General features: G+C 72.7%; 19 protein-coding genes. 6 read left to right on the top strand and 13 right to left on the bottom strand.

Annotated elements, in window-relative coordinates; translation table 11 throughout:
- Positions 1 to 425: 425 nt before the first annotated feature.
- Positions 426 to 1,079, top strand: a complete 654-nt coding sequence (locus KM933_RS19475; RefSeq protein ID WP_221353899.1) for a bifunctional DNA primase/polymerase — start codon at positions 426 to 428, stop codon at positions 1,077 to 1,079.
- 119 nt (positions 1,080 to 1,198) lie between these two features.
- Here the strand turns inward: KM933_RS19475 and ftsY are convergent, their stop codons facing one another.
- Positions 1,199 to 2,386: a signal recognition particle-docking protein FtsY gene (gene ftsY / locus KM933_RS19470; protein WP_221353897.1), complete on the bottom strand. Its 1,188-nt coding sequence runs from the start codon at positions 2,384 to 2,386 to the stop codon at positions 1,199 to 1,201.
- 374 nt (positions 2,387 to 2,760) lie between these two features.
- On the opposite strand from ftsY, the gene KM933_RS19465 reads away from it, so the two are divergent.
- Positions 2,761 to 3,735, top strand: a complete 975-nt coding sequence (locus KM933_RS19465; protein ID WP_221353895.1) for an LLM class flavin-dependent oxidoreductase — start codon at positions 2,761 to 2,763, stop codon at positions 3,733 to 3,735.
- 89 nt (positions 3,736 to 3,824) lie between these two features.
- Here KM933_RS19465 and KM933_RS19460 read toward each other — a convergent pair whose 3' ends face one another.
- From KM933_RS19460 to KM933_RS19445, 4 genes are all read right to left on the bottom strand, one after another.
- Positions 3,825 to 5,243, bottom strand: coding sequence for a sugar porter family MFS transporter (locus KM933_RS19460; RefSeq protein WP_221353893.1), 1,419 nt, complete (start codon positions 5,241 to 5,243; stop codon positions 3,825 to 3,827).
- Between the two features lie 350 nt (positions 5,244 to 5,593).
- Positions 5,594 to 9,328, bottom strand: coding sequence for an AAA family ATPase (locus KM933_RS19455; RefSeq protein WP_221353891.1), 3,735 nt, complete (start codon positions 9,326 to 9,328; stop codon positions 5,594 to 5,596).
- A 260-nt stretch (positions 9,329 to 9,588) separates the two neighbouring features.
- Positions 9,589 to 9,792, bottom strand: a complete 204-nt coding sequence (locus KM933_RS19450) for a hypothetical protein (protein WP_107021972.1) — start codon at positions 9,790 to 9,792, stop codon at positions 9,589 to 9,591.
- A 390-nt stretch (positions 9,793 to 10,182) separates the two neighbouring features.
- Positions 10,183 to 10,464, bottom strand: coding sequence for an acylphosphatase (locus KM933_RS19445; RefSeq protein WP_221353889.1), 282 nt, complete (start codon positions 10,462 to 10,464; stop codon positions 10,183 to 10,185).
- A gap of 131 nt (positions 10,465 to 10,595) precedes the next feature.
- Here KM933_RS19445 and KM933_RS19440 point away from each other — a divergent pair, with 131 nt between their 5' ends.
- Complete coding sequence (locus KM933_RS19440; protein WP_221353887.1) at positions 10,596 to 11,810, top strand: CAP domain-containing protein; 1,215 nt, start codon at positions 10,596 to 10,598, stop codon at positions 11,808 to 11,810.
- Between the two features lie 89 nt (positions 11,811 to 11,899).
- Entirely contained in the window at positions 11,900 to 12,298 is a 399-nt protein-coding gene (locus KM933_RS19435; RefSeq protein ID WP_221353885.1) for a winged helix-turn-helix transcriptional regulator, read from the top strand.
- Here the strand turns inward: KM933_RS19435 and mutM are convergent.
- The 8 genes from mutM to recG all read right to left on the bottom strand — a co-directional run bounded on the left by mutM (position 12,271) and on the right by recG (position 19,905).
- The gene (gene mutM / locus KM933_RS19430) at positions 12,271 to 13,131 is read right to left on the bottom strand and encodes a bifunctional DNA-formamidopyrimidine glycosylase/DNA-(apurinic or apyrimidinic site) lyase (RefSeq protein WP_221353883.1); all 861 of its coding nucleotides are present in this window, start codon (positions 13,129 to 13,131) and stop codon (positions 12,271 to 12,273) included. The genes KM933_RS19435 and mutM overlap by 28 nt on opposite strands.
- 145 nt (positions 13,132 to 13,276) lie before the next feature.
- A complete protein-coding gene (rnc, locus tag KM933_RS19425) occupies positions 13,277 to 14,194 on the bottom strand; it encodes a ribonuclease III (RefSeq protein ID WP_308013460.1) in 918 nt (305 codons plus the stop codon).
- A gap of 7 nt (positions 14,195 to 14,201) precedes the next feature.
- Positions 14,202 to 14,375: a 50S ribosomal protein L32 gene (rpmF, locus tag KM933_RS19420; protein WP_006139588.1), complete on the bottom strand. Its 174-nt coding sequence runs from the start codon at positions 14,373 to 14,375 to the stop codon at positions 14,202 to 14,204.
- 2 nt (positions 14,376 to 14,377) lie between these two features.
- Positions 14,378 to 15,022 (bottom strand): YceD family protein, encoded by a 645-nt coding sequence (locus KM933_RS19415; RefSeq protein WP_221354049.1) that lies wholly within the window; start codon positions 15,020 to 15,022, stop codon positions 14,378 to 14,380.
- A gap of 175 nt (positions 15,023 to 15,197) precedes the next feature.
- Entirely contained in the window at positions 15,198 to 16,274 is a 1,077-nt protein-coding gene (locus tag KM933_RS19410) for a F0F1 ATP synthase subunit B (protein ID WP_221353878.1), read from the bottom strand.
- Positions 16,275 to 16,384: 110 nt separating this feature from the next.
- On the bottom strand, positions 16,385 to 16,864 hold the full coding sequence (gene coaD, locus KM933_RS19405) for a pantetheine-phosphate adenylyltransferase (protein WP_221354048.1): 480 nt from the start codon (positions 16,862 to 16,864) through the stop codon (positions 16,385 to 16,387).
- Positions 16,865 to 16,890: 26 nt separating this feature from the next.
- A complete protein-coding gene (gene rsmD / locus KM933_RS19400; RefSeq protein WP_221353876.1) occupies positions 16,891 to 17,478 on the bottom strand; it encodes a 16S rRNA (guanine(966)-N(2))-methyltransferase RsmD in 588 nt (195 codons plus the stop codon).
- A gap of 207 nt (positions 17,479 to 17,685) precedes the next feature.
- Positions 17,686 to 19,905, bottom strand: a complete 2,220-nt coding sequence (gene recG / locus KM933_RS19395) for an ATP-dependent DNA helicase RecG (protein WP_221353875.1) — start codon at positions 19,903 to 19,905, stop codon at positions 17,686 to 17,688.
- 163 nt (positions 19,906 to 20,068) lie between these two features.
- Here recG and KM933_RS19390 point away from each other — a divergent pair, with 163 nt between their 5' ends.
- A complete protein-coding gene (locus KM933_RS19390) occupies positions 20,069 to 21,916 on the top strand; it encodes an HSP90 family protein (protein ID WP_221353873.1) in 1,848 nt (615 codons plus the stop codon).
- Positions 21,913 to 25,008 carry a tetratricopeptide repeat protein gene (locus KM933_RS19385; protein ID WP_221353871.1) on the top strand — a complete coding sequence of 1,032 codons (3,096 nt, stop codon included), beginning with the start codon at positions 21,913 to 21,915 and terminating at the stop codon, positions 25,006 to 25,008. Before KM933_RS19390 ends, KM933_RS19385 begins: the two co-directional genes overlap by 4 nt.
- Positions 25,009 to 25,028: the final 20 nt, after the last annotated feature.

The following is a 25,028-nucleotide window of genomic DNA, read 5'->3' as shown; positions in this document are numbered from 1 at the left end:
GCTGTGTGCGCCAAGCCCTACCAGAATGCCGGTAACCGGGCTCCCCGTCCGCCCGTTCTCACCCGTCGAACGGAAAGGCGAGTTGCCTCCGGCATACCCACGAGAGCATGCGTCCCCAGGACTCGTGCACACAGAGTAACTCCGCGATCACTGCTCCAACCATGGCGATCCCGGAAACGCCACCATTCGCCACCCCTTCGAATGAACTCGCGATGGCCGTCACGCGATTCACTTGACACATGACGGCCGGGAGTGGGCGCAAAGATGCAGATCGGGGCGCGTGAAGCCCGGCGCACCACCCACGGCGCCACCAAGCGCCCCATGGAGCGGGTACCGGCGGGCACCGACGGGTCCCGTCGGACACCCAGAGTCACGGTACGATTCCATGACGTGACCGCGGGCGCGCTCGACCCGTTGGAGGGGGTATGGGTTTCACGATCGGCGGTAGCCGCGAGATTCGGTCCGGTTCGCGTCGCCGCGGCCGCTCCTCGGAGTGCACCACCGTGGCCGAGTTCACCGGGCTGTGGGGCTGGGACGTGGTGCCGGGTGCCCGGGCCGCCGCGGACGCCTGCTCGTGCGGCCGGGCGGACTGCCCCGCACGCGGTGCGCACCCCCTGGACTTCGCGCCCGTCATCCCCGCGGGTGCCACGCTGGACACGGTGACGGATGCCTGGGGCGAGTTCCCGGGCGCCGCGGTGATGCTTCCCGTGGGCCGCGCCTTCGACGTCATCGAGGTGGCCGAGTCCGTCGGCCGCCGGGCCCTGGTCCGGCTCGAACGGATGGGGCTCCCGCTGGGCCCGGTGACCGTCACCCCCGCGGGCCGCGCCCACTTCTTCGTCGCGCCGGGCGCGGCGGCCGAGCTGCCCGAACTGCTCTACCGCATGGGCTGGGACGACGCCGCGCTCGACCTGCACGGCCTGGGGCCCGGTACGTACATCACGGCCCCGCCCTCCGACCGCGGCGGCCTCGGTCCGGTCCGCTGGCTGCGCTCCCCCGCCCTCGACTCGGCCACGAAGCCGCCGGCCGCCCGGCTGCTGCTGGGGACGCTGGCGTACGTGACCCACCGGTCCCGCGTGTAGGCCGCCCCCCGGGCTCGTCTTCCGGGTCCGCCTCTCGGGTCCGCCACGCGGAAGGGCCCCGCTCCCTCTGCGCCGGGGAGTGGGGCCCTTTCTCGTGCACGTACCTGTCGTACGTGTCCTCACTCTCCGATAAGGGCGTCCACGAACGCCTCCGGCTCGAACGGCGCCAGGTCGTCCGCCCCCTCGCCCAGGCCGATGAGCTTGACGGGTACGCCCAGTTCGCGCTGGACCGCGATGACGATGCCGCCCTTGGCCGTGCCGTCGAGCTTGGTCAGGACGATGCCGGTGATGTCGACGACCTCGGCGAAGACACGTGCCTGCACCAGACCGTTCTGACCGGTGGTGGCGTCCAGGACGAGCAGCACCTCGTCGAGCGGCGCGTGCTTCTCGACGACACGCTTGACCTTGCCGAGCTCGTCCATGAGACCGGTCTTGGTGTGCAGGCGGCCGGCCGTGTCGATGAGCACGACGTCGGCGCCCTCCTGGATGCCTTCCTTGACCGCGTCGAAGGCGATCGAGGCGGGGTCGCCGCCCTCGGGACCGCGTACGGTGCGGGCACCGACGCGCTCGCCCCAGGTCTGCAGCTGGTCGGCGGCGGCGGCGCGGAAGGTGTCGGCCGCGCCGAGCAGCACATGCCGGCCGTCGGCGACGAGCACGCGCGCGAGCTTGCCGGTCGTGGTGGTCTTGCCGGTGCCGTTGACGCCGACGACCATCACGATGCCCGGGGTGTCCAGACCGGATTCGGTATTCACCGTGCGGTCGAAGTCGGGCACCAGCAGCGTGAGCAGTTCCTGGCGCAGCAGGGCGCGCAGTTCCTCGGGCGTCCGGGTGCCGAGCACCCTCACGCGCTCGCGCAGCCGTCCGACCAGCTCCTGGGTGGGCTGCACGCCGACGTCGGCGGTGAGCAGCGTGTCCTCGATCTCCTCCCAGGTGTCCTCGTCGAGGTGCTCGCGCGCGAGGAGCGTGAGGAGCCCCTGGCCGAGCGCGTTCTGCGAACGGGAGAGCCGGGCCCGCAGACGGACCAGGCGGCCGGCGGTCGGCTCCGGGACCTCGACCGGGGGCGTCACGACGACCGGGGCGGTCGCCGAGGCGTCCGGAAGATCCACCTCCTCTATCGTGCGGCGCGCTTCGTCGCGCGGCGTCTCGGCCTCGTCGCCGACGTGCGGCTCGGTCGGCGGGGCGGTGATGTCGGGGGCGGCCGGGGGCGGCGGGGGCAGCCGCTTGCTCCTGCGGCTGCCGACGACGAGCCCGCCGAGCGCGCCGATCACGACCACGGCGATGACTACAGCAAGGATGACGATTTCCATAACCCACCCAGTATGCGTGACCTCTCTCCCGGCCGTTCGTCGCCCGCGCGGGGCTCTGCCCCGGGCGGACCGGCCCGCCCACCCCCGCACCGGGGGTCCCACGGGGCGCGGCCACACCGGTCCCGGCCGCACCGGTCCCGGCGACCGGTCCGGTCCTCCCGCGCGGCGCGGGACCGGGCCACACGATTCCGGGCGGCGCGGGACCAGCCGGTGTCAGCCGGTGTCGGTCGGTGTCGGTCGGTGTCGTGGGGTACGCGTTCCGTCGCGGGCCGCGGCGGCGGGTCGCCGCCCTGGCTGTCTGACGCTCCGTCAGCTACTGTCCGTGCCCATCGGGGCACCGGCGCCCCGCCCGCCCGGCGAAGGGGGACTTTCCCATGTCCGTGACGGTCGTGCGTTTCAACCTGGTCGAGCCCGGCGCCACCCCCGCCTCGCTCAGCGACCGCTACAAAGCCGCGCTGGAGATGGCCGCCTACGCCGACGACCGCGGCATGACCACCGTGCAGACCGAGGAGCACCACGGCGCCGCCAACAACTGGCTGCCCTCGCCGTTCGCCTTCGCGGGCGCGGTCTTCGGCGCGACCCGCAGGATCGCGGTCACGGTCTCGGCGGTCATCGGCCCGCTGCACGACCCGCTGCGCCTGGCCGAGGACATCGCCGTGCTCGACCTCCTCAGCGGCGGCCGGCTCGTCACGGTGGCGGGCATCGGCTACCGGCCCGAGGAGTACGCGCTGTTCGGCGTCGAGTGGAAGCGTCGCGGCCGCCTCCAGGACGAGCTCCTGGAGACCCTGCTGAAGGCGTGGACCGGCGAGGAGTTCGCGTACGGCGGCCGTACCGTACGGGTCACCCCGCGCCCCTTCTCCGATCCGCACCCCCTGCTGCTGGTGGGCGGATCCTCGAAGGCGGCGGCCCGGCGCGCGGCACGGCTGGGACTGCCGTTCTTCCCCAGCGCGCATCTGCCGGAGCTGGAGGCGTACTACAAGGAGCGGCTCGTCGAGTACGGCACGCAGGGCTGGACCATGATGCCCGCGGCGGTCACCCCGCTGCTGCACCTCGCCGAGGACCCGGACCGCGCCTGGGCCGAGCACGGCAGGCACTTCCTGCACGAGGCACGGACCTACGCCTCCTGGCAGTCCTCCGACATCAAGTCGGCGGTGCGGTCGGCCGCCACCACGGTGGACGAGCTGCGCGCCGAGGGCGTCTACCGGATCCTGACGCCGGACGAGTGCCTGGCGCAGGGCCTCGACAGCCACGTACTGCATCCGCTGGCCGGCGGGATGCCCGTCGAGGAGGGGTGGCGCAGCATGCACCTGTTCTGCGAGAACGTGCTGCCCCGGCTCAAGGACCGGTAGGCCGTCGAACCGGGGCGGCACGCCTCTCACGGACCCGGGGAGAGGGGCAGCGGGGACTTGGCCCGTCTCCCCGGGGCCGGGCCGGGGGTCTAGCCCATCTCCTCCAGCGTCTTGCCCTTCGTCTCCTTGACGAACTTGAGCACGAAGGGGATGGAGAGCGCGGCGAAGAGCGTGTAGATCACATAGGTCACGGAGAGGTTCCAGTCGGCCAGCGACGGGAAGCTCGCGGTGATGGCCCAGTTGGCGATCCACTGCGCGGCGGCGGCGACGCCGAGCGCGGCGGCACGGAGCTTGTTCGGGAACATCTCGCCGAGGAAGACCCAGACGACGACACCCCACGAGAGGGCGAAGAAGAGGACGAACACATGGGCGGCGATCAGGGCCACCCAGCCCTGGGTGGCGGGCAGCTTGCCGTCGACGAGGTCGAAGGAGAAGGCCCATGCCTCCAGGGCGAGCCCGATGACCATGCCCACGGAACCGATGAGCGCGAGCGGCCGGCGGCCGATCCGGTCGACGAAGATCATGGCGATCACGGTGCCGATGATGTTGATGATCGACGTGGTGAAGGAGTAGAGGAACGAGTCCGTCGGGTCCACGCCCACCGACTGCCAGAGCGTCGACGAGTAGTAGAACGCGACGTTGATGCCGACGAACTGCTGGAAGACCGAGAGCCCGATGCCGATCCAGACGATCGGCTTGAAGAGGAAGGTGCCGCCGAGCAGGTCCTTGAAGACCGACTTGTGCTCGCTCCGCATGGCGTGCTTGATCTCGGCGACGCGCGCGTCCAGGTCGATCCTGTCGCCCTCGACCTCCCGGAGCACCTCACGGGCGCGCTGGTCACGGCCCGCGGAGATCAGGAAGCGCGGCGACTCGGGGATCGCGAAGGAGAGCAGTCCGTAGATCACGGCCGGGACGACCATGACGCCGAGCATGACCTGCCACGCCTCCAGGCCCATGACCTCGCCGCGCTGGTCGCCGCCCGCGGCGTTGAGGATGCCCCAGTTGACGAGCTGCGAGACGGCGATACCGGTGACGATCGCGGCCTGCTGGAAGGAGCCGAGCCGTCCGCGGTAGGCGGCGGGGGCGACCTCGGCGATGTAGGCGGGGCCGATGACCGAGGCCATGCCGATGGCGAAGCCGCCGACGATCCGCCAGAAGGCCAGGTCGTACAGGGCGAAGGGCAGCGCGGAGCCGATGGCGCTGACGGTGAACAGCACGGCAGAGATCTGCATGCAGCGGATACGGCCGATGCGGTCGGCGATCCGGCCCGCGGTGGCGGCACCGATCGCACAGCCGATCAGCGCGATGGCGATGACCTGGGCCAGGGCCGCGGAGCCGATGTCGTACCGGTGCCGGATGGCCTCGACGGCGCCGTTGATCACGGCGCTGTCGTAACCGAAGAGGAAGCCGCCCATCGCGGCCGCCGCGGCGATGAAGATGACGTGCCCGAGGTGCTCGGGGTGAGCCGCCTGGGCTCCTGACGGGGGTGGCTGCGCTGTGCTGGTCACGTGTAACTCCTCGGGCCACCGGCCTCACTGCCGGGGGTGGGGGCGAACCCTTCCGGACGGTGTCTCCAGTGGCGCACACGTTTACGCCACCCACCACCTGAAGGTGAAAGCAACGAAACAGAGACTATTCCTTCAAGTTTCGAAGTCAAGAGGAGGGTTCCTGTAAAGAGAACCCTCCAGATGGCAATCTTGCGTTCAAGTGTTGAAGGGACAGCTGTCGCGTAGCTACGGATACCCCGTAACCGGCGCGGGGAACACCACGATCGGCACCCACCGCCCACGGCGGTCCACGGCGGTCCACGGCGGTCCACGGCAGTCGTGGGCGGCGGGTGCGGCCGCCCGGGCGGAGGTCAGCGCAGTCGCTGGCTTATGACCTTGGACACCCCGTCGCCCTGCATGGACACGCCGTACAGCGCGTCGGCGACCTCCATCGTGCGCTTCTGGTGCGTGATCACGATCAGCTGCGACACCTCCTGCAGCTCCTCCATGATCCGGATCAGCCTCTGCAGGTTGGTGTCGTCGAGCGCGGCCTCGACCTCGTCCATCACGTAGAACGGACTGGGCCGCGCCTTGAAGATCGACACGAGCATCGCGACGGCGGTCAGCGACCGCTCGCCGCCGGAGAGCAGCGAGAGCCGCTTGACCTTCTTCCCGGGCGGCCGTGCCTCGACGTCGACGCCCGTGGTGAGCATGTTGTCGGGATCGGTCAGGATCAGGCGTCCCTCCCCGCCCGGGAACAGCCGACTGAAAACCCCCTCGAACTCCCGCGCGGTGTCCCGGAACGCCTCGGTGAAGACCTGCTCGACCCGCTGGTCGACCTCCTTCACCACCTGGAAGAGGTCGGTGCGCGTCTTCTTCAGGTCCTCCAGCTGCTCGCTGAGGAAATTGTGGCGTTCCTCCAGCGCGGCGAACTCCTCCAGCGCGAGCGGGTTCACCTTCCCGAGCTGCTGGTAGGCCCGTTCCGCCGTCCTGAGCCGCTTCTCCTGCTCGGCCCGGTGGAAGGGGCGGGGCCGGTTGCGCGGATGCTCCGGGTCCTCCGGCAGCTCCTCGCCCTCGGCGGGCAGGGAGGGCGGTACGGGCCGGTCGGGCCCGAACTCCGCGACCAGCCCGGCCGGTTCGACGCCCAGTTCCTCCAGCGCCTTCGTCTCCAGCTGCTCGATCCGCAGCCGCTTCTCCGCCCCGAGCACCTCACCGCGGTGCACCGAGTCCGTGAGCTTGTCGAGCTCGGCCTTGAGGTCGCGGCCCTGGCCGCGGGCGACGGCGAGGTCCTGTTCCCGCCGTGCCCTGGCGCTCTCCGCGGCCGTCCGCTCCCGGTCCGCGCGGCTCAGGGAGACCTCGACGTGGGCGAGCAGCTGCCGCGCCCCGGAGGCGACGGCCCCGGCGACCGCGGCCTCGTGCCGCAGCCTCGCCCGGCGCTGCTCGGCGCGGGCACGGGCCTCGCGCTCGGCGCGCGCGGCACGGTCGAGCGAGTCGGCCCGCCCGGCCAGCCCCTTGACCCGTTCCTCGTGCGTACGGACCTGGAGGCGGGCCTCCATCTCGGTCTGGCGCGCATTGGCCCCGTCGGCCGCGAGCCGGTCCCGCGCGGAGGTGTCGGGCTCCTCCTCGACCGGCGTCTCCTCGGCCACGGCGAGCCGTTCGGCCAGTTCCTCCGCCTCCTCCAGGGCCCGGTCCAGGGCCTCCTGCGCCCGCGCGGCCGCGGCGGTGCTCCGCTCCGCCTCCCCCGCGGCGCCCCGCGCCTGCCCGGCCAGCCGGCCGAGCTGCTGCGCGACCCGGGACCTCTCCCGCTCACCGGCCCTTCGCCGCTCGCCCAGCTCCTCGACGAGAGCGGCCCGCTCCCCGCGCACCTCGGCGGCGCGGGACTGGGCCGCGCCCAGCTCCTCGCACAGCGCGCCCAGCTCCTCCAGCTCGGCCGCCGCCTCGTCCACCGATGCCTGCACCTCCAGCAGGCTGGGCGCCCCGGCGGAACCGCCCTGTGCGAAGTGCGTCCCGAGCAGGTCCCCCTCGGCCGTCACGGCGGTCAGCTCCGGCCGTGTGCGGACGAGGTCCTCGGCGTCCTCCAGCGTCCCGACCACGACGACGTCCCGCAGCAGCCGCCGTACGGCGGGCATGAGGCCGGCCGGCGCACGCACGAGATCGGCGGCGTACGGCGGACCGGCCGCCGGGGCCCGCGGGGGTACGCCGCCGTCTCCGCATACGCCGCCGTCTCCGCGTACGCCGTCGTGGACGTGCGCACCGTCGTGGGCGTGCAGGCCCGCGACGGTGTGCGCGGCCTCGGAGGTGTGCCGGAAGCCGTCCCCGGGGCGGATCGCCGGAGGCGGCGGAGTCACCGGAGTCGCCGGAGTGTCCGGTGCGCCCGCCGGGTCCGGTGCTCCGGCCAGCAGGAGCGCCGCCCGGCCCGCGTCCTGCTTGCGCAGCAGGCGGATCGCGTCCGCCGCCGACGCGGGCGTGGTCACCGCGACCGCGTCCGCCGCGGCGCCGAACGCGGCGGCCAGCGCGACCTCGTGGCCCGGCGCGACCGACAGCAGTCCGGCCGCGGGGCCGAGCAGGCCCGACAGCCGGTCCTTCGCCGCGAGCAGCGCCCCGGTGCCGTCCTTGCGGCGCAGGCCGAGGGCCAGCGCGTCGTGCCGGGCCTGGGTGGCGGCGCGCCTGCGCTCGGCCGAGGTGGCCGCCTCACGTGCCGCGGTCAGCGCGGACTCGGCGTCCGCGAGGGCGCCCCTGGCCGCCTCGTACCGTCCGGCGAGTTCCCCGTCGTCCGCGTCCAGGCCGTCGACCTCCGCCTTGAGCTGCTCGTACTCCTCCTGCGCGGCGACCGCGCGGTCCTGCGCCCCGTCGCGGGCGGCGGCGAGCCGGTCGATCTCGGCCTGGGCGGAGACGGCACGCGAACGGGCCGCGTTGACCTGGCCGCTCAGCCGGGCGAGCCCTTCGCGCCGGTCCGCGATGGCCCGGGCCACGTCCTTCAGCCGCCGTTCCTCCAGGGCCAGTTCGCGTTCCAGGTCCGCCCGGTGCGCGACCGTGTCCTCCAGCGCGTGCTCGGCGGCCTCCAGAGCGGCCTCCAGCTCGGCTTCCTGCTCCCGCACCCGTGCGGCCTCGCGCTCCAGGTCCTCGGGGTCGCGGCCGAGCCGCTCCTCCGGCGGCTGGGCGGTGGCGCTCTTCACCCGCGCGTCCGCCAGCGAGACCGTGCCGCGCACCCGCTCGGCCAGCTGCGAGAGCTCGTACCAGGTCTGCTGCGCCCGCTGCAGACGCGGCGCGAGCCGCCGCACCTCGTCCTCCAGCTCGGCCTCCTGCCGGAGGGCCCTGCCCAGCTCGGCCTCGGCGGCCTCCTTGCGTTCCTTCAGCGCGGCCTCGTCGGCCACCTCGGCCTGGAGCGCCCCCCGCAGCCGTACGAGGTCGTCGGCGAGCAGCCGCAGGCGGGCGTCGCGGAGGTCGGCCTGGATGACGGCGGCCCGGCGCGCGACGGCGGCCTGCCGGCCGAGCGGTTTCAACTGCCGCCGCAGCTCGTCGGTGAGGTCCTGCACGCGTGCGAGGTTGACCTGCATCGCGTCCAGCTTCCGCAGCGCCTTCTCCTTGCGCTTGCGGTGCTTGAGGACGCCCGCGGCCTCCTCGATGAAGGCGCGGCGGCCCATCGGATCGGCGTGCAGGACGGAGTCGAGGCGGCCCTGCCCGACGATGACGTGCATCTCACGGCCGATGCCGGAGTCCGACAGCAGCTCCTGGATGTCCAGCAGACGGCAGGTGTCGCCGTTGATCTGGTACTCGCTGCCGCCGTTGCGGAACATGATCCGCGTGATGGTGACCTCGGCGTACTCGATGGGCAGCGCGCCGTCGGAGTTGTCGATGGTCAGCGACACCTCGGCCCGACCGAGCGGGGGCCGCCCGGTGGTGCCGGCGAAGATGACGTCCTCCATCTTGCCGCCGCGCAGCGACTTGGCACCCTGTTCCCCCATGACCCAGCTGAGGGCGTCCACGACGTTGGACTTGCCCGAGCCGTTCGGGCCGACGACGCAGGTGATGCCCGGTTCGAACCGCAGCGTGGTCGCCGAGGCGAACGACTTGAACCCGCGCAGGGTCAGGGCCTTGAGGTGCACGCAGCCGGACTTTACCTGCCAGGTCGGACATGCTCCATGAACGCCGGGTCGGTCTCACTCCATGAACGCACGGTTTCGCGCATGAACGTGCAGGGCACATCAGACCTGAGCGGGGGTGAACGGGGAACGAGGGGCCACGGGGCGCGGGGCAAGAAAGCGGGGGGCAAGAAAGAAGGGACGCCGAAGCGTCCCTTGCAACTCTGTCAGCGGCTGATACGGGCAGCCTGTTCACTGGTGGTGGTGAGTGTGCTGTTCAGTTCTCAGGTGAGCGCAGGCTCCGCCTGGGGTACGTCGATGCTCTCGAGAAGCGAGTCGTGAGAAGCGGCAGCCGCGAGCGCGTCGTTCTCGGCCTGGATCCGTCCGAGCTCGGATTCGAGGTCCTGGACGCGCTGCTGGAGCCGTCGCATCTCGGCGATGAGTCGCGGGTCGGAGCCGCCGACGTAACCGAGAAGCGCCTTTGCCATGATGGATGGTCCTCCACAATGAGTGACCGACCGAAGCGGTGTGGGTCGTCAGGGGATCGCACCCGCGATGCTTGACCATGTTGAGTTCTACTGCCGCTCTCACATGCCAAACAGCTAAGGTGCGCGGGGCTTTCAGCGTCTCACCAAAAAGTTTGACGGTCAACACGATCACGCCCCGTATTGGGCGGCGGCCCCGGGCGCGCGGCCTGCTGCGGGCGGGGCGGCTTCACTGCGGGGACCCCGGGGATGCGGGGGTCGTCCTTGTCGGCGGAGCCTGCCACGACAACCGGTTTCTCGGCAACCACCTGGGGCTTTTCATCTGGAGCGGGGTCCCGGCACCCGCTTCGCGCTCTGGCCGGACGGGCCGCGGCCGGTGCGGCGGAGTGGATCTCACCGGATGGCGAAGCCGTCGTAGCCGCCCCGGGGCGTGTCCCATATCTCAGTGACTCCCTCCACCCTGCCCGGCGTGTCGTCCCCCAGGAGCCACTCCAGCAACTCCTGACACCCGTCGCGGGGCCCCTCGGCGACCACCTGGACGCGTCCGTCCTCCAAATTGAGAGCAAAACCACTCAGGCCGCCGATCTCCAGCGCCCTGGCCCGCGTGTACCAGCGGAAACCCACACGTTGGACGCGTCCGCGCACCCAGGCCACCAGCCGCACTTCCTCTCTCATGGCTGCACGCTAACCGGCCAATCACCCTCGGGGCACTTCTCCCCCTTGCGTCATGGGGTACCGTCCGGACCCAATGAGCCTCACTCGTTCGGGTGAGGAACGTTGACCGCAAGGATGAGGAAGGCCACACGATGGGACGCCACCGACGCTCCGCCGCCGGCCGCGCCGCCACCGGCCGCGCCACCGGGGTCACGCAGACGTACGACCACGAGGCGTACGCCCACGAGCCGTACACGGGCGGCGGGACGACGGGGGACGCGGCCCAGTACGCGGGCCCGGGCGACCACGCCACCGCCGAGGGCTACCCCACCGCCGGGGACTACCTGACCGGCGGCCCCTACTCGACCGCGGGCCTGTACGGCTCGCCGGGCGGCATCCACGAGACGGGCGGCCTCCACTCGGAGAGCGACTACGCGAAGAGCGACGCCTACCTCTTCGAGGCGGACGGGACCGCCGGCCGCACGCCGGGCGACTACACGCCCGACCGCGGCTCCGGGGGCCAGCGCCGCCGCAAGAAGGCCGTGACGCCCGTGCGCACCGGTCTGCTCGGTGTCTCGGCCGCTGTCGCCATGGGTGCCGTCGCCGTCGCCTCCGGGCTGATACCCGGCAGCGACAGCCTCTCGATCGGCGGCGGGGGCGCGGACAGGGTACGCGCCCAGGACACGCCGAGCGACGTGGAGACCCAGGGCGGCACGAGCGGCTCCGCGGACGGCCGCCTGGAGACTCCGGGCACGAGCCGCGACGTCGAGCGCTCCCCCTCCGCCCCGCCGACGAGGACTCCGGAGAAGAAGGCCGAGAAGGAGAAGGCCGGGAAGGCCGGGAAGGCTGGGCAGGCCGAGAAGCAGAAGCCTTCCGCGACACCGTCCACCGAGGCCCCCGCCGCGGAGCCGGAGACCGAGAAGCCGGCCACGAAGGCACCCGCGGCGAAGACACCGGAGAGGACGACGCCCTCGAAGGCGGCGTCCGCGCCGTCCACCGCCGAGGCCGCGGTCCTCTCCCTCGTCAACGAGGAGCGGGCCAAGGCCGGCTGCAGCCCGGTGACCGCGTCCGGTTCGCTGGCCGCGCTGGCCGGGTCCTTCAGCGAGGACATGGCCGCGCGGGGCTTCTTCGACCATACGGACCCGGACGGGGCGACCCCCTGGGACCGGGCGGAGAAGCTCGGCATAGCGAACCTCGGCGGGGAGAACATCGCCCGCGGCCAGGCCGACGCCGCCGCGGTGATGGATGCCTGGATGAACAGCCCCGGCCACCGCGCGAACATCCTGAACTGCGACTTCAAGACCATGGGAGTCGGGGCGCACTTCGCGTCGGGCGGCCCCTGGTGGACACAGAACTTCGGCTACTAGCCGTGCCGTGCGGTTGCGGCGACGGAGAGTTGCGCTAACTCTCGGTTAGCGCAATCCATTGGTTAGTGCTGCTGGAGTACGCTCCGGTCATGGACGTCATGGATTCGCCCGGCCCCGCGTACGACGTGTTCTCGAAGGCGTGTCCGTCCCGGGGCACGCTGGAGCACGTCACGGGACGCTGGGGCGCGCTCACGCTGGGGGCGCTGGCAGCGCTGCCCGAGGGGTCACTGCGCTTCAACGAGCTGCGCCGGCGCGTGGACGGCGTGAGCGAGAAGATGCTCTCCCAGACGCTGCACGCGCTGGAGCGCGACGGGCTGGTGCACCGGGAGGCGCAGCCGACGAACCCGCCGCGGGTGGACTACGAGCTGACGCCGCTGGGCCGCGGGGTCGCCGAGCGGCTGCTGGCCCTCATCCGCTTCGTGGAGGGACGCATGGACGACGTGGTGGGCGCGCGCGAGCGCTACGACGCCACGCGCGGCGGGCGCTGACAGCGCGGGCAGAAGTAGCTGGAGCGGTTCATCCAGGGCCGGCGCCGTATCGGGGTGCCGCAGCGCCGGCACGGCTCGCCCTCGCGGCCGTACGCGTCGAGCGAGCGGTCGAAGTAGCCCGACTCGCCGTTCACGTTGACGTAGAGACTGTCGAAGCTGGTGCCGCCGACGGCGAGGGCCGCGTTCATCACCTCCCGTACGTGGCCGAGGAGTTCGGCCGTGCGCGGGCGCGTGAAACCGGTCGTGGGGCGCTCGTAGTGCAGCCGCGTGCGCCACAGGGCCTCGTCCGCGTAGATGTTGCCGACTCCGCTGATCAACGACTGGTCGAGCAGGGCACGTTTGATCGTCGTGCGGCGGCGGCGCAGCGCGTCGTGGAACGCGCCGTCGTCGAACAGGGGGTCCAGGGGGTCGCGGGCGATGTGCGCGATGACGTCGGGCAGCCCGTCGGGGGACGTCCCGTGCAGTGAGAGCCCGCCGAAGGTGCGCTGGTCGACGAAGCGCAGTTCCGTGCCGAGGTCGTCGGAGAACCGGACGCGGATGCGCAGGTGCTTCTCGTCGGCCGCGTCCAGTGGCTGGACGAGGAGCTGTCCGCTCATCCCGAGGTGGGCGAGCACGGCGCTCGGGGAGTCCGCGAGGGGGAGCCAGAGGTACTTGCCGCGGCGCTGGGCCAGGCCCACCCGGTGACCCTGGAGCTGGGCTCCGAAGTCCTCGCCGCCCGCGATGTGACGGCGTACCGCGCGCGGGTGCAGCACCTGGACGTCCGCGACGATCCGGCCGCTGACCCAGCGTTCGAGGCCCCGGCGTACGACCTCGACCTCGGGCAGTTCGGGCACGGTGTCTCCTCCGGAAGGGGTGGGCGGCGCTTTCGCCGGGGGCGGGATGTGAGGGCCGGGCGCGCGGTTCCCCGCGCCCCTGACGGGGCGTGAACGGTTTCGCCCGCCCCCTGTCGGTGACCGGGGGCGGGCGATGAGTGGTCCGTCAGGCCGATGCCGGGTCGGACGCCGTCGGTGAGGGGACGTCGACCGTCTCCTCCTCGACCGTCCCGACCACTTCGGCCGCCTCGACCGGCTCTGCCGGTTCGGCGGCCGTCAGGGCGTGCGCCGCGACGGCCGCGGCCGTCCTGGCCCGCTCGTCCGCGGCGGCGCGGATGGCCCGCCAGGCGGACTCCGCGGCCTGCTGCTCCGCTTCCTTCTTGCTGCGGCCGGTGCCGGTGCCGTACGAGACGCCTCCGACGCGGGCAGCAGCAGTGAAGGTCTTCTCGTGGTCCGGGCCGGTCTCGGTGACCAGGTACTCGGGAACGCCGAGCCCCTCGGTCGCCGTGAGCTCCTGGAGACTGGTCTTCCAGTCCAGGCCGGCGCCCAGATTCGAGGATTTCTCGATCAGCGGGTCGAAGAGCCGGTGGACGAGTTCGCCCGCCGCGTCCAGACCCTGGTCGAGGTAGACGGCGCCGATCACCGCTTCGAGGGTGTCGGCGAGGATGGACGCCTTGTCCCGGCCGCCCGTGCCCTCTTCGCCCCGGCCGAGCCGGATGAAGGAGCCGAGGTCGAGCCCACGGCTCACCTCCGCAAGCGCACGCGAGTTGACCACCGCGGCCCGCAACTTGGCCAGCTGGCCTTCGGGCAGGTCGGGGTGGGTGCGGTACAGCGTGTCCGTGACCACGAGGCCGAGCACGGAGTCCCCGAGGAACTCCAGGCGCTCGTTGGTCGGCAGACCGCCGTTCTCGTACGCGTACGAACGGTGGGTCAGTGCACGCACCAGAAGGGCGGACTCGAGCTTGTACCCGAGCCGCCCTTCCAGAAGGGTGTGGGACGAGGCTGTGTTCTCCGCCTTTTTCCTGGCGCTGACTTCCGCCTTGGCGTCGTCCGCCTTCTTGGGGCTAGACACAGTGCCTCTCACCAGCCGCTCAGACCTCGAGGACCTGGCGCTTGTTGTAGGTGCCGCAAGCGGGGCACGCGATGTGCTGCAGCTTGGGCTCGTGGCAGCGCTCGCACGCAACCAGGGTGGGGACCGCAGCCTTCCACTGCGACCGGCGGTGGCGCGTGTTGCTGCGCGACATCTTCCGCTTCGGAACAGCCACGGCTACTTCTCCTGCTTCTCGGCGGCGCGTGTTGACTCGGGCGCTTCGCCGCTCTCGTCCTTCTCGCCATCTTCGAGTGAACCGGCGAGTCCCTGCAGTGCCGCCCAACGGATGTCGACGGCGTCATGGTGGTGGTCCGGGTCGTCCGCGAGCCGGGCTCCGCACTGGGAGCACAGGCCGGGGCAGTCGTCCTGGCACACCGGCTGCATCGGCAGTGCGAGCACCACCGCGTCACGCAGCACGGGTTCGAGGTCGAACAGACCGTCCTCGATGAAGAGCGTGTCCTCGTCATCCTCGGCGTCGTCGGCCGGTTCCGCTTTCACACGGCCCCGGTCGTCGGCGTCAGGGTACGAGAACATCTCCTGGAAATCCGTTTCGAGCTGCTGCTCGACCGGCTCCAGACACCTTACGCACTCCCCCTCGGCCAGTGCACGGGCGGTGCCTGTGACGAGCACACCTTCCATGACCGACTCCAGACGGAGGTCGAGCTTCACCGGGGCGCCTTCCGGCACTCCGATGACTCCCGCGATACCCAGATCCGCGGGAGCGTCGATCTCACGGGTCAGGCGCTGCAGCGCACCAGGACGCCGGCCCAGCTCGTGTGTGTCGAACACGAGGGGGTTGCGGTGGTCCAGACGGGCGTTCAGAGCCGTTCCTGCTTTCGATCTCGAAACTCGGGGTACTGCCTCCGGTGTTCACCGGGCAGCGTGGATCGCGGACGTACACACGACCGAAGAGCCAGGATACTGGACCTTTCGCTCTCGGCCCAATCCGGCGTCGGCGACCCTGTCGGCGCCCTGTCGGCGCCTGATCGGCACCCGGTCAGCGCCCCTGCTCGTACGCCCGCAGCTGCTCCGCGCTGATCATGGCGGTGTCGAAGAGACTGGTCTCGTCGAGCGCGTTCCCGTGCGGCCGGGACGTCTGCGGCTGCCCGCCCGGGTCGTACCCGGCCTGCGCGGCCTGCTGGTCGTACCCCTGCTGCGGGTAGGCGGCGTAGGGGTCGGCGCCCTGCTGGTAGCCGTACCCGTCCTGCTGCCCGTACTGCTGCTGGTAGCCGTACGGGTCGGCGCTCTGCTGCGGGTAGGCGTAGGCGTCCTGCTGCCCGTACTGCGGCTGGTGGGGCGGGTCCGCCGGGGGCCGGGGCCGCCCGGCGGTCAGGGGCCGGCCGGACTGCGCGGGGATCTCGGCGAGGCCGTCCAGGTACTCGGCGTCGGTGGTGTGCCCCGCCGTCCCGTCCGCCCCGAGGGCGGCCAGGTCGCCGAGGTCGTCGCTGGCGATCCGGCCGTGCAGCTTCTGGCGGCCGCGGCCGACGGCCTCCAGGGTCTTGGCGAGGACCGCCTCGAAGGCGCCGAGCTTGACGTCGACGTACTCGTCGGCGTTGCGGCGCAGGGTCTGCGGGTCGTGGCTGCGCTCGGGGGCGTCCTCGTCCTCGTACCCCTGCTCGTCGGTGCCGGGTCCGGTGCCGAGGAGCTTCTCGCGGCCGCGGCCCACCGAACCGAGGGTCTTGGTGAGCACGACCTCGAAGTTGGCGAGCTTGGAGTCGACGTACTCGTCGGCCTCGGCGCGGACCTCCTCGGCCTCCTTGCGCGCCTCGGCCAGGATCCGGTCGGCCTCGTTCTGCGAACGGCGGGCGACCTCGGTGTCGGAGATCAGCGAGCCGCGCTCGGCGTGCGCGGACTCGATGATCCGCTCGGCCTCCCGGCGGGCCTGCTCGACCATCTGCTCACGGCCGCCGATCAGCTCCTGGGCCTGGGCGAGAGAGCCGGGCAGCGCCTGGCGCACCTCCTCCAGGAGGGAGAGGAGCTCGGCGCGGTTGACCACGCACGAGGCCGACATGGGCATGGACCGGGCGCTGCTGACCGCCGAGACGATCTCATCGAGCTTCTTCTGCACGTCCACCGTGTGCTCGCCACTCTCTACAGCTGTGTTGGAGACGGACGCGTCGACTGTACGACCACTCCCGCCCCACCCGACACCGTACGGCGGACTCCCGGGCGCCCGGGGGCTCCTCAGTCCTTCCGCAGGCGTCCGGCGAGCGCTTCGAGGACCACCGGCGGCACCAGGTGGGAGACGTCCCCGCCCCAGGTCGCGACCTCCTTGACCAGCGAGGAGGAGAGGAAGCTGTAGGTGGGGTTGGTCGGCACGAAGAGCGTCTCGACGCCGGAGAGGCCGTTGTTCATCTGGGCCATCTGCAACTCGTAGTCGAAGTCGCTGACCGCGCGCAGTCCCTTGACGATGGCCGGGATGTCGCGCTCCTTGCAGAAGTCCACGAGGAGGCCGTGGAACGACTCCACCTCGACGTTCCCGAACTCGGCGGTGACCTGGCGGATCAGGTCGATCCGCTCCTCGATCTCGAAGAGGCCCTTCTTCGACTGGTTGATCATCACCGCTACGTGCACGACGTCGTACAGCCTGGACGCCCTGGCGATGATGTCTAGATGTCCGTTGGTGATCGGGTCGAACGACCCGGGACAGACGGCGCGGCGCACTTCAGATCCCTCGCTCTCCGGTCCGGTCATCGTGCGTCTTCGCACATAGAGGCGGCGCGACCGTACCAAAACGTTCCCTCGCCGTAGCGACGGGAGCGCAGTGCTTCAAAGCCGTCCGGCCATCGGAATGCGCCGCCTCTGGTACCGCGTTCAACGGTGACGAGTGCTTCGCCCGCGAGCCAGCCCTCCGCGCGGAGTGTGAGCAGGATCTCCCGAAGATCCTCGTCCGTGACGGCGTACGGCGGATCAAGGAACACCAGGTCGTACGGGGTTTCCGGCGCGCCGGCGCGAATGATCTGTTCCGCTTTTCCCGGTCGTACCTCGGCGCCGGGGAGTGCGAGCGACGTCACGTTGGCCTGGATCGTGCGGGCGGCCCGCGGGTCTGCCTCCACCAGGAGGGCGTGGCCGGCACCGCGGCTCAGCGCCTCCAGGCCGACGGCGCCCGAGCCGGCGTACAGGTCGAGGACGCGGTCGCCGTCCAGGGGACCGCCGAGCAGGGACTGCCAGGTGGAGAAGAGTCCCTCGCGGGCACGGTCGGAGGTGGGTCTCGTGCCGGTGCCCGGCGGGACCGCCAGGCGTCGCCCGCCGGCGGTGCCGGCGATCACACGGGTCATCGCGGGGCCTTGCTGGAGATGGGGGTCACGGGATCAGTCTGGCAGGTGGGAGTGGGTCGGCGGGTGGGCGGCCGCGGGCCGGCGGGTGGACGGGTGCGGGTGGGCGGGTGCGGGCCGGCGGGTGGGCGGCCGCGGGCCGGCGGGTGGATCGGGTGCGGGAGCGTCGTGGGTGCTCGCGCAGTTCCCCGCGCCCCTGAGGGGCGGGGGTCAGCCCTTTTCCAGGTACTGCTCCCTTTCCTCGTCCAGGAGTGCCTGGAGGGCTGTGCGCAGGCCCGGGAGGTGCTGGAGGTCGGGGTCGGCGGCCACCACCGCGGTCGCCTCCTCGCGGGCCTCGGCGATGATCTCCTCGTCCTCGATGACGGCCAGCATCCGCAGCGAGGTGCGGGCCCCGGACTGGGCCTGGCCCAGGACGTCGCCCTCGCGCCGCTGTTCGAGGTCGATGCGGGAGAGCTCGAAGCCGTCGAGCGTGGACGCCACCGACGTGAGCCGCTGCCGGGCGGGGCTCGCCTCCGGCATCTCGGTGACGAGGAGGCACAGGCCCGCGGCGGAGCCACGGCCGACGCGGCCGCGCAGCTGGTGGAGCTGGGACACGCCGAACCGGTCGGCGTCCATGATCACCATCGCGGTCGCGTTCGGTACGTTCACCCCCACCTCGATGACCGTCGTGGCGACCAGCACCTGGGTCTCGCCGGCGGCGAAGCGGCGCATCACCGCGTCCTTGTCGTCCGGGGGCATGCGGCCGTGCAGCACCTCGACCTTCAACCCCTGGAGCGGACCCCTGGCGAGCTGGTCGGCGACCTCCAGGACGGCGAGGGGTGGCCGCTTCCCGGCCTCGGCCGCGTCTTCGGGAGACGGCTTCTTCCCGGCCTTCTTCTTCGGATCGTCGTCCTCGTCACCGATGCGCGGGCAGACCACGTACGCCTGGTGGCCGTTCGACACCTCCTCGCGCACGCGCTCCCACGCGCGCGCGAGGAAGTGGGGCTTGTCCGCGGCCGGCACGACATGGCTGGCGATGGGCGAGCGCCCGGCGGGGAGCTGGTCCAGGACGGAGGTGTCCAGGTCGCCGAAGACGGTCATGGCGACCGTGCGCGGGATGGGCGTGGCGGTCATCACGAGGAGGTGCGGCGGCTGCTTGCCCTTGCCGCGCAGGGCGTCGCGCTGCTCGACGCCGAACCGGTGCTGTTCGTCCACCACGACCAGACCCAGGTCGTGGAACTGCACCTTGTCCTCGATCAGCGCGTGCGTGCCGATGACGAGCCCCGCCTCCCCGGTGACCAGGTCGAGCAGCGCCTGGCGGCGGCCCGCCGCGCCCATGGAGCCGGTGAGCAGCACCACCTTCGTGGAGTCGTCGGCCCCGCCGAGCATCCCGCCCTCGGCCAGCTCCCCCATCATCTCGGTGATCGACCGGTGGTGCTGCTGGGCGAGCACCTCGGTGGGCGCGAGCATCGCCGCCTGCCCGCCTGCGTCGACGACGGCGAGCATGGCGCGCAGGGCCACCAGCGTCTTGCCGCTGCCCACCTCCCCCTGGAGCAGCCGGTGCATCGGGTGTTCCGTGGCGAGGTCGTCGAAGATCTCTCCGGAGACCTTCTGCTGGCCCTCGGTGAGGGTGAAGGGGAGCTTGGCGTCGAAGGCGGCCAGCATGCCGTCCTTCCGGGCCCTGCGCGCCACCGCGGGCAGCTGGGAGTCCGCGTGGCGGCGGCGGGCCAGGGCCACCTGGAGGACGAACGCCTCGTCCCACTTGAGGCGGGAGCGGGCGTCCTCGATGTCCGCCCTGGTGTGCGGGCGGTGGATCTTCAGCAGGGCCTCGGGCAGCGGGACCAGGCCCCGGCCGGCCCGGAGCGGCCCGGGCAGCGGGTCGACGGCCTCCTGGGCGCTCGGCAGCACCGTCTGCACGGCCTTGGCGATCTTCCAGGACTCCATCTTGGCGGTGGCGGGGTAGAGCGGGATCAGCGCCCCGGCCCAGGTGTCCACCGTCTCGGCGGCGTCCTCCCCGCGCAGCAGCTCGTACGCCGGATGGGCCAGCTGGAGCTGGCGGTTGAAGACGGAGACCTTGCCCGCGAACAGGGCGCGCGTGCCGGGCAGGAGCTCCTTGTGGGGTTTGTGCACGCCGTTGCCGAAGAAGACCAGCTTGAGCCGGCCGCTGCCGTCCGTGATGGTCACTTCGAGGCGCTGGCCCTTGCCGCGGGGGGCCCTGGGCGAGGCGAAGGTGTGCAGACGGGCGTCGGCGACCTGGGCGACCACCGTCGCGTGCTCGTCCAGGGGCAGGTCCGCGAGGTGGGTGAGCCGACCGCGCTCCTCGTACCTGCGCGGATAGTGGTGCAGCAGGTCGCCGACGGTGTGCAGGCCGAGGTGCTCGGCCATCACCTTCGCGGTGGCGGGTCCGAGCACCTTCTTCAGTGGTTCTTCGAGCGCGGGCACGGGATCCATTGCACACCACCGCACTGACATCGCCGTATACGTCCCGCGAATCCCCTGGTCGGACGGCTCGTCCGGGCCCTAGGATGGCGCACTCCGGCCCTGCTCGCGGTCACCCTCCTCCGGGACCGCCCGACCCCGCGCCGTCGCACGTCCCCCCACCGGCGCAGCGACGATGGACTCCCAGACCTCACAGCCTTCCCAGGCCTCCCAGCCCTCCGCGTCATCCCGTACGTTCCAGGTCGACCTGCGCGGCCTCGTGGACCTCCTCTCCCACCACCTCTACTCCAGTCCCAAGGTCTACCTGCGCGAACTGCTGCAGAACGCCGTGGACGCGATCACCGCCCGGCGCGCCGAGCAGCCGGACGCACCCGCCCTGGTGCGGCTGCACGCCGAGGGCGGCACGCTGCGCGTGGAGGACTCCGGGATCGGCCTGACCGAGTCGGACGTGCACAGCCTCCTGGCGACCATCGGCCGCAGTTCCAAGCGGGCCGAGGGCCTGGAGTCGGCCCGCTCCGAGTTCCTCGGCCAGTTCGGCATCGGCCTGCTCGCCTGCTTCGTGGTCGCCGAGCGCATCCGGGTGGTCAGCCGCAGCGCCCGTACGCCCGACGCGCCGCCCGTGGAGTGGACGGCGACCGACGACGGCTCCTACCGGGTGCGCACGCTGGCGCACGGGGCCCGTACCGAACCGGGCACCACCGTGTACCTGGAGGCCCGCCCCGGCGCCGCCGACTGGCTGGCCCGGGAGCGGGTGCTGTCGCTGGCCCGGGACTTCGGCTCGCTGCTGCCGTACGACGTACGGGTGGGCGACGAGGCGGTGACGGATCTCCCGGCGCCCTGGGACCGCGCGCACCCCGGTCCCGCCGCCCGGCGGGTCGCCCTGGCGCGGCACTGCCACGACCTGTTCGGGTTCACCCCGCTGGACTCGATCGAGCTGAACGTGCCGCTGGCGGGCGTCCGCGGGGTGGCGTACGTGCTGCCGTCCGCGGTCAGTCCCGCCCGGCGCGCCGGTCACCGGGTGCACCTGAAGGGCATGCTGCTCACCGAGCGGGCCGAACAGCTGCTGCCCGACTGGGCGTTCTTCGTGCGCTGCGTCCTGGACACGGACAGCCTGCGGCCCACCGCGTCGAGGGAGTCGCTGTACGAGGACGAGACCCTGGCGGGTGTGCGGGAGGCGCTGGGCGAGCGCATCCGGTCCTGGCTGACGGGGCTCGCGGCCGGCGACCCGGAGCGGCTGGCCGCCTTCCTGTCGGTGCACCACCTGGGGGTGAAGTCCCTGGCGCGGCACGACCGGGAGATGCTGCGCACGATGCTGCCGTGGCTGCCCTTCGAGACCACCGACGGGCGGCTGTCGCTGGAGGAGTTCGCGCAGCGGCATCCGGTGGTGCACTTCACGCGGACCGTGGAGGAGTACCGCCAGGTCGCGGCGATCGCCTCCGCCCAGGGCGTGGGGGTCGTGAACGGCGGCTACACGTACGACAGCGAGCTGATCGAGGCGCTGCCCTCGGTGCGTACGGGGACGGTCGTGGCGGAGCTGGACGCCGACACGGTGACCGCGCACCTGGACGCGGTCGACCCGGCCGTGGAGCTGGCGCTGTCGGCCTTCCTCGGGGCGGCGCGGGCGAAACTCGACCCCCTGGGCTGCGATGTCGTGCTGCGGGCCTTCCACCCGCTCTCCGTGCCCGCCCTGCACCTGGACGACCGGGCGGCGCGCCACGAACAGGCCCGCGCGGACGCCGAGGAGCAGGCCGACGACCTGTGGGCGGGCATCCTCGGCTCGCTGCGCGGCAGCGCCCCGCGCGCGCGTCTGGTGCTCAACCACCTCAACCCGCTGATCCGGCGCATCGGTTCGCTCGACGACCCGGAACTGATCGGCACGGCCGCGGAGTCGCTCTACGGACAGGCCCTGCTGATGGCGCAGCGCCCGCTGCGGCCCGCGGACTCGGCACTGCTGAACCGGGCGTTCCTCGGCCTCCTGGAGTGGGCCACCCACGACGACCGCCCGGAGGAGGGCCACCGATGAGCCGTGTCATGGACTTCGAGACGCTGCGCCGGGCGATGCAGGAGAACTACGAGCAGCCGGAGGGGCCCGCCCGCAACGCGCGCGCGGAGGAGCTGCTCGCCGAGGCCGAGAGGCTGGACGTCCCGCTCGCCGTGATCGAGGCGCTCGGCCACCAGCTGAAGGTCTACAACTACAGCTCCGAGAAGGACAGGATGTTCGTCCCCTTCGCGCGGCTGCTGCGCATGTGGGACGAACGGCCCGAGGACTTCGACGCGTACGAGACCCACTCCCTGCACTGGGTCTTCAAGTGGGTCTCCGCCGGCATGCTCGGCCAGCCGCACATACCGCTCGCCTCCATAGAGAAGTGGCTCGGCGAGATGGAGCACCGCTACCGCCTCGCCGGGCACTCCGAACGGGCCGTGCGCAGTGCCGAGTTCAGCGTCGCCCGGGAGGTCGGGGACCTGGCGCGGGCCGAGCGCGCGTACGCCGCGTGGCTGGCCGCGGACCGGGACCGGATGGCCGACTGCCACGCCTGCGAACTGCACGACCAGGGCGGGTGGCGGGCCGAGCGGGGTGCGGACGCCGAGGCGCTGGAGCTGTGGCGGCCGGTCCTGGAGGGTGAGTACACGTGCGCCCACGAACCGCACGCCGTCCTGGCGTCCTCGCTGCTGCCCCTGCTGCGGCTCGGCCGCACGGACGAGGCACGCGCCCACCATCTGCGTGGTCTGCGGCTGGTGCGCCCCATGGAGAGCATGCGCGGCGCGTACGCGGACCACGTGGAGTTCTGCGCGCTCACCGGCAACGAGGCACGTGCGCTGGAGCTGCTCGCGGAGCGGCCCGCGTACTTCACGGACGACGGGGAGCCGCGCAGCCGGATGGACTTCCTGGCCGTGGTCGCCCTGCTGGCGGACCGGCTGACCTCGCTCGGGCTCGGCGGGCGGACCGTACCGGGTCCCGCCGGCCGCTCCTGGACCGCGGGCGAACTCGCCGCCCACGCGCGCGTGGAGGCCCTTTCGCTGGCCGGGCGCTTCGACGAGCGCAACGGCACGACACGTGTGAGCGAGCGCGTCCGCGGGCGCATGGACCGACGGCCGCTGGTGGAGCGCCTGCCGCTGGGCGTACGCGCCACGCCCGGCCTCGCCGCTCCCGTACGGCCCGCCTCCGGGCCGCCCGTACCGCCCGGACCCGCGTCCGGCGCCGACGCGGGACCGGGGCTGCCCGCGTTGCTCGCCGAGGCCCGCCGGCTCTCGGAGTCGCTGCACCCGGAGTCGGTCACGGCGTGGGCCGCGGTCGCCGAGGCGGTTGCGGCCGCCGGGACCGACGGCACCGACGGCACCGACGCGGGCACAGGTGCAGAACTGACTGCGCGCGACCGCGCGGAGATGACCGACCACGAGGCGATGGGCCTGGGCCCCGACGGCCTGGAGCTGTTCGCCCGCGCCGCCGAGCTGTACGAGGAGGCGGGCGACCCGGGCGAGGCCCTGGCCACGCGCGCGCGTGGAGCGTACGTACGGGCCCTGTCCGGCCGCGGCGACGAGGCGCTGGCCGCGGTCGCGGAGCCGTACGAGCGGGTGCTCGCGCTCCTCGCGGACGGCGGGACCGGGGTCCGGCAGGCCGCGTCCGTGCTGGTGGCGCGGGCCCGGATCCTGATGCGGCGGGTGCACGAGGCGGCGGAGACGAACGGGGCGGGGACGAACGGGGCGGGTGACGGGGCCGCGGCCCTGGCCGCCGCGGAGGGCGCCGCGCGGGAGCTGCTGGCCCTCGCGGGGCCGGACGCCGGGGACGACCTCCTGGTCGCCGCGCGTGCCGCGGAGGCACGGGCCCTGCTCGGGCAGCTCGCGGCGCACTCCGGGGACGCGGAGAGGGCCGTGGAGCTGCTCACGGATGCCTCGGAGGCGTTCGTCGCGGCCGGGCTGCCGTGGTTCGCGGTGGAGCACGAGGCCCGGCTGACCGGGCTCGCGCGTCAGTCGGGCGACGCCGGGGCGGCCGAGCGGGCGGCCCGGGCGGCGCTGGAGCACGGGGCGCCCTTCGTGGAACCGGCCGTCCATGCCCAGCTGCACCTCCAGCTGGCCGAGACGCTCGCGGCGACCGGACGGTTCGGGCCGGCCGCCGACCACGCCCTGGAGGCGTCGCACTGGGCCGACGAGGGCGGCGAGAGCGCCACGCTGGGCGCCTGGGCGCGGCACCAGCTGGGCGGCTTCCTGGTGCGGCAGGGGCGGTGGGCGGAGGCCGCGGAGGTCCTGGAGTCGGTGCTGCCCGAGCTGAGCGCGCGGACGCACGGCGACGGGGCGGTCGTGCAGACCCGGTGGTGGCTCGGGGACTGCCTCACCGAGCTCGGGGAGCACCGCGGGGCCGCCGAGCACTGGCTCCGGGCGGCCGATGTCGCCCGGCGGTGGCCCGACCAGCAGGACCACGCGATGCTCGCCCACCTCGCCGCCGAGGCGCTCGGCCGGGCGGGGCTGCCCGCCGAGGCGGACCGGGCCTACGCGCGCGCCGGTGACCTCTGGCGGGACCTCGGCAACGCCCACGGGCTGATCCGCTCGCTGCGCGCCCGCGCGTGGCTCGCGGCGCGGGGGCGGGACCCCGAGGACCCCGAGGACCTCAAGGACGGTGAGCCGGCGGATGCGGGGCTCGACGCGGCACGGGAGCTGATGGAACGGGCGGTCGCGGCGTGCAAGGCCGCCGTGGCCGATGCCGATGCCGGTGCTGATGCCGGTGACGGTGACGGTGACGAGGCACGTGAGCGGCTCGTGTCCGAGCTCGCCCACACGCACCGGCAGTTCGGGGACCTCCTCGCCCGCTCCGTGCCCGAGGGTGCCGCGGACGACACGGTTCGCGCCCTGTTCGAGGAGGCGCTCGCCCACCTCGGTCCGGCCGTCTCCGGGTTCCACTCGCTGGGCGAGGAGGGTCTGCACGACCGGACGGGGGCGCAGCTCGCCGCCGGGTGGCTGGAGGCCGACCTGGGGCGTCCGGACCGGGCGGCGGCGCGGGCGCGGGCGGTGCTCTCCGCGTACGCCGGTGCCGACGACGCCGGTGCCGACGAGGCGGTGGCTGCCCGTGTCGCCGAGGCGGAGCGGTTGGTGCGGGTGGCGGAGTCGGACGTGCGGGGCTGAGCCTCCGGGGGGACGGGCGT

The sequence above is a fragment of the Streptomyces beigongshangae genome, assembly GCF_019710745.1.
GTDB classification, from domain to species: Bacteria; Actinomycetota; Actinomycetes; order Streptomycetales; family Streptomycetaceae; genus Streptomyces; species Streptomyces beigongshangae.
This window is presented reverse-complemented; position numbering and strand designations above follow the sequence as displayed.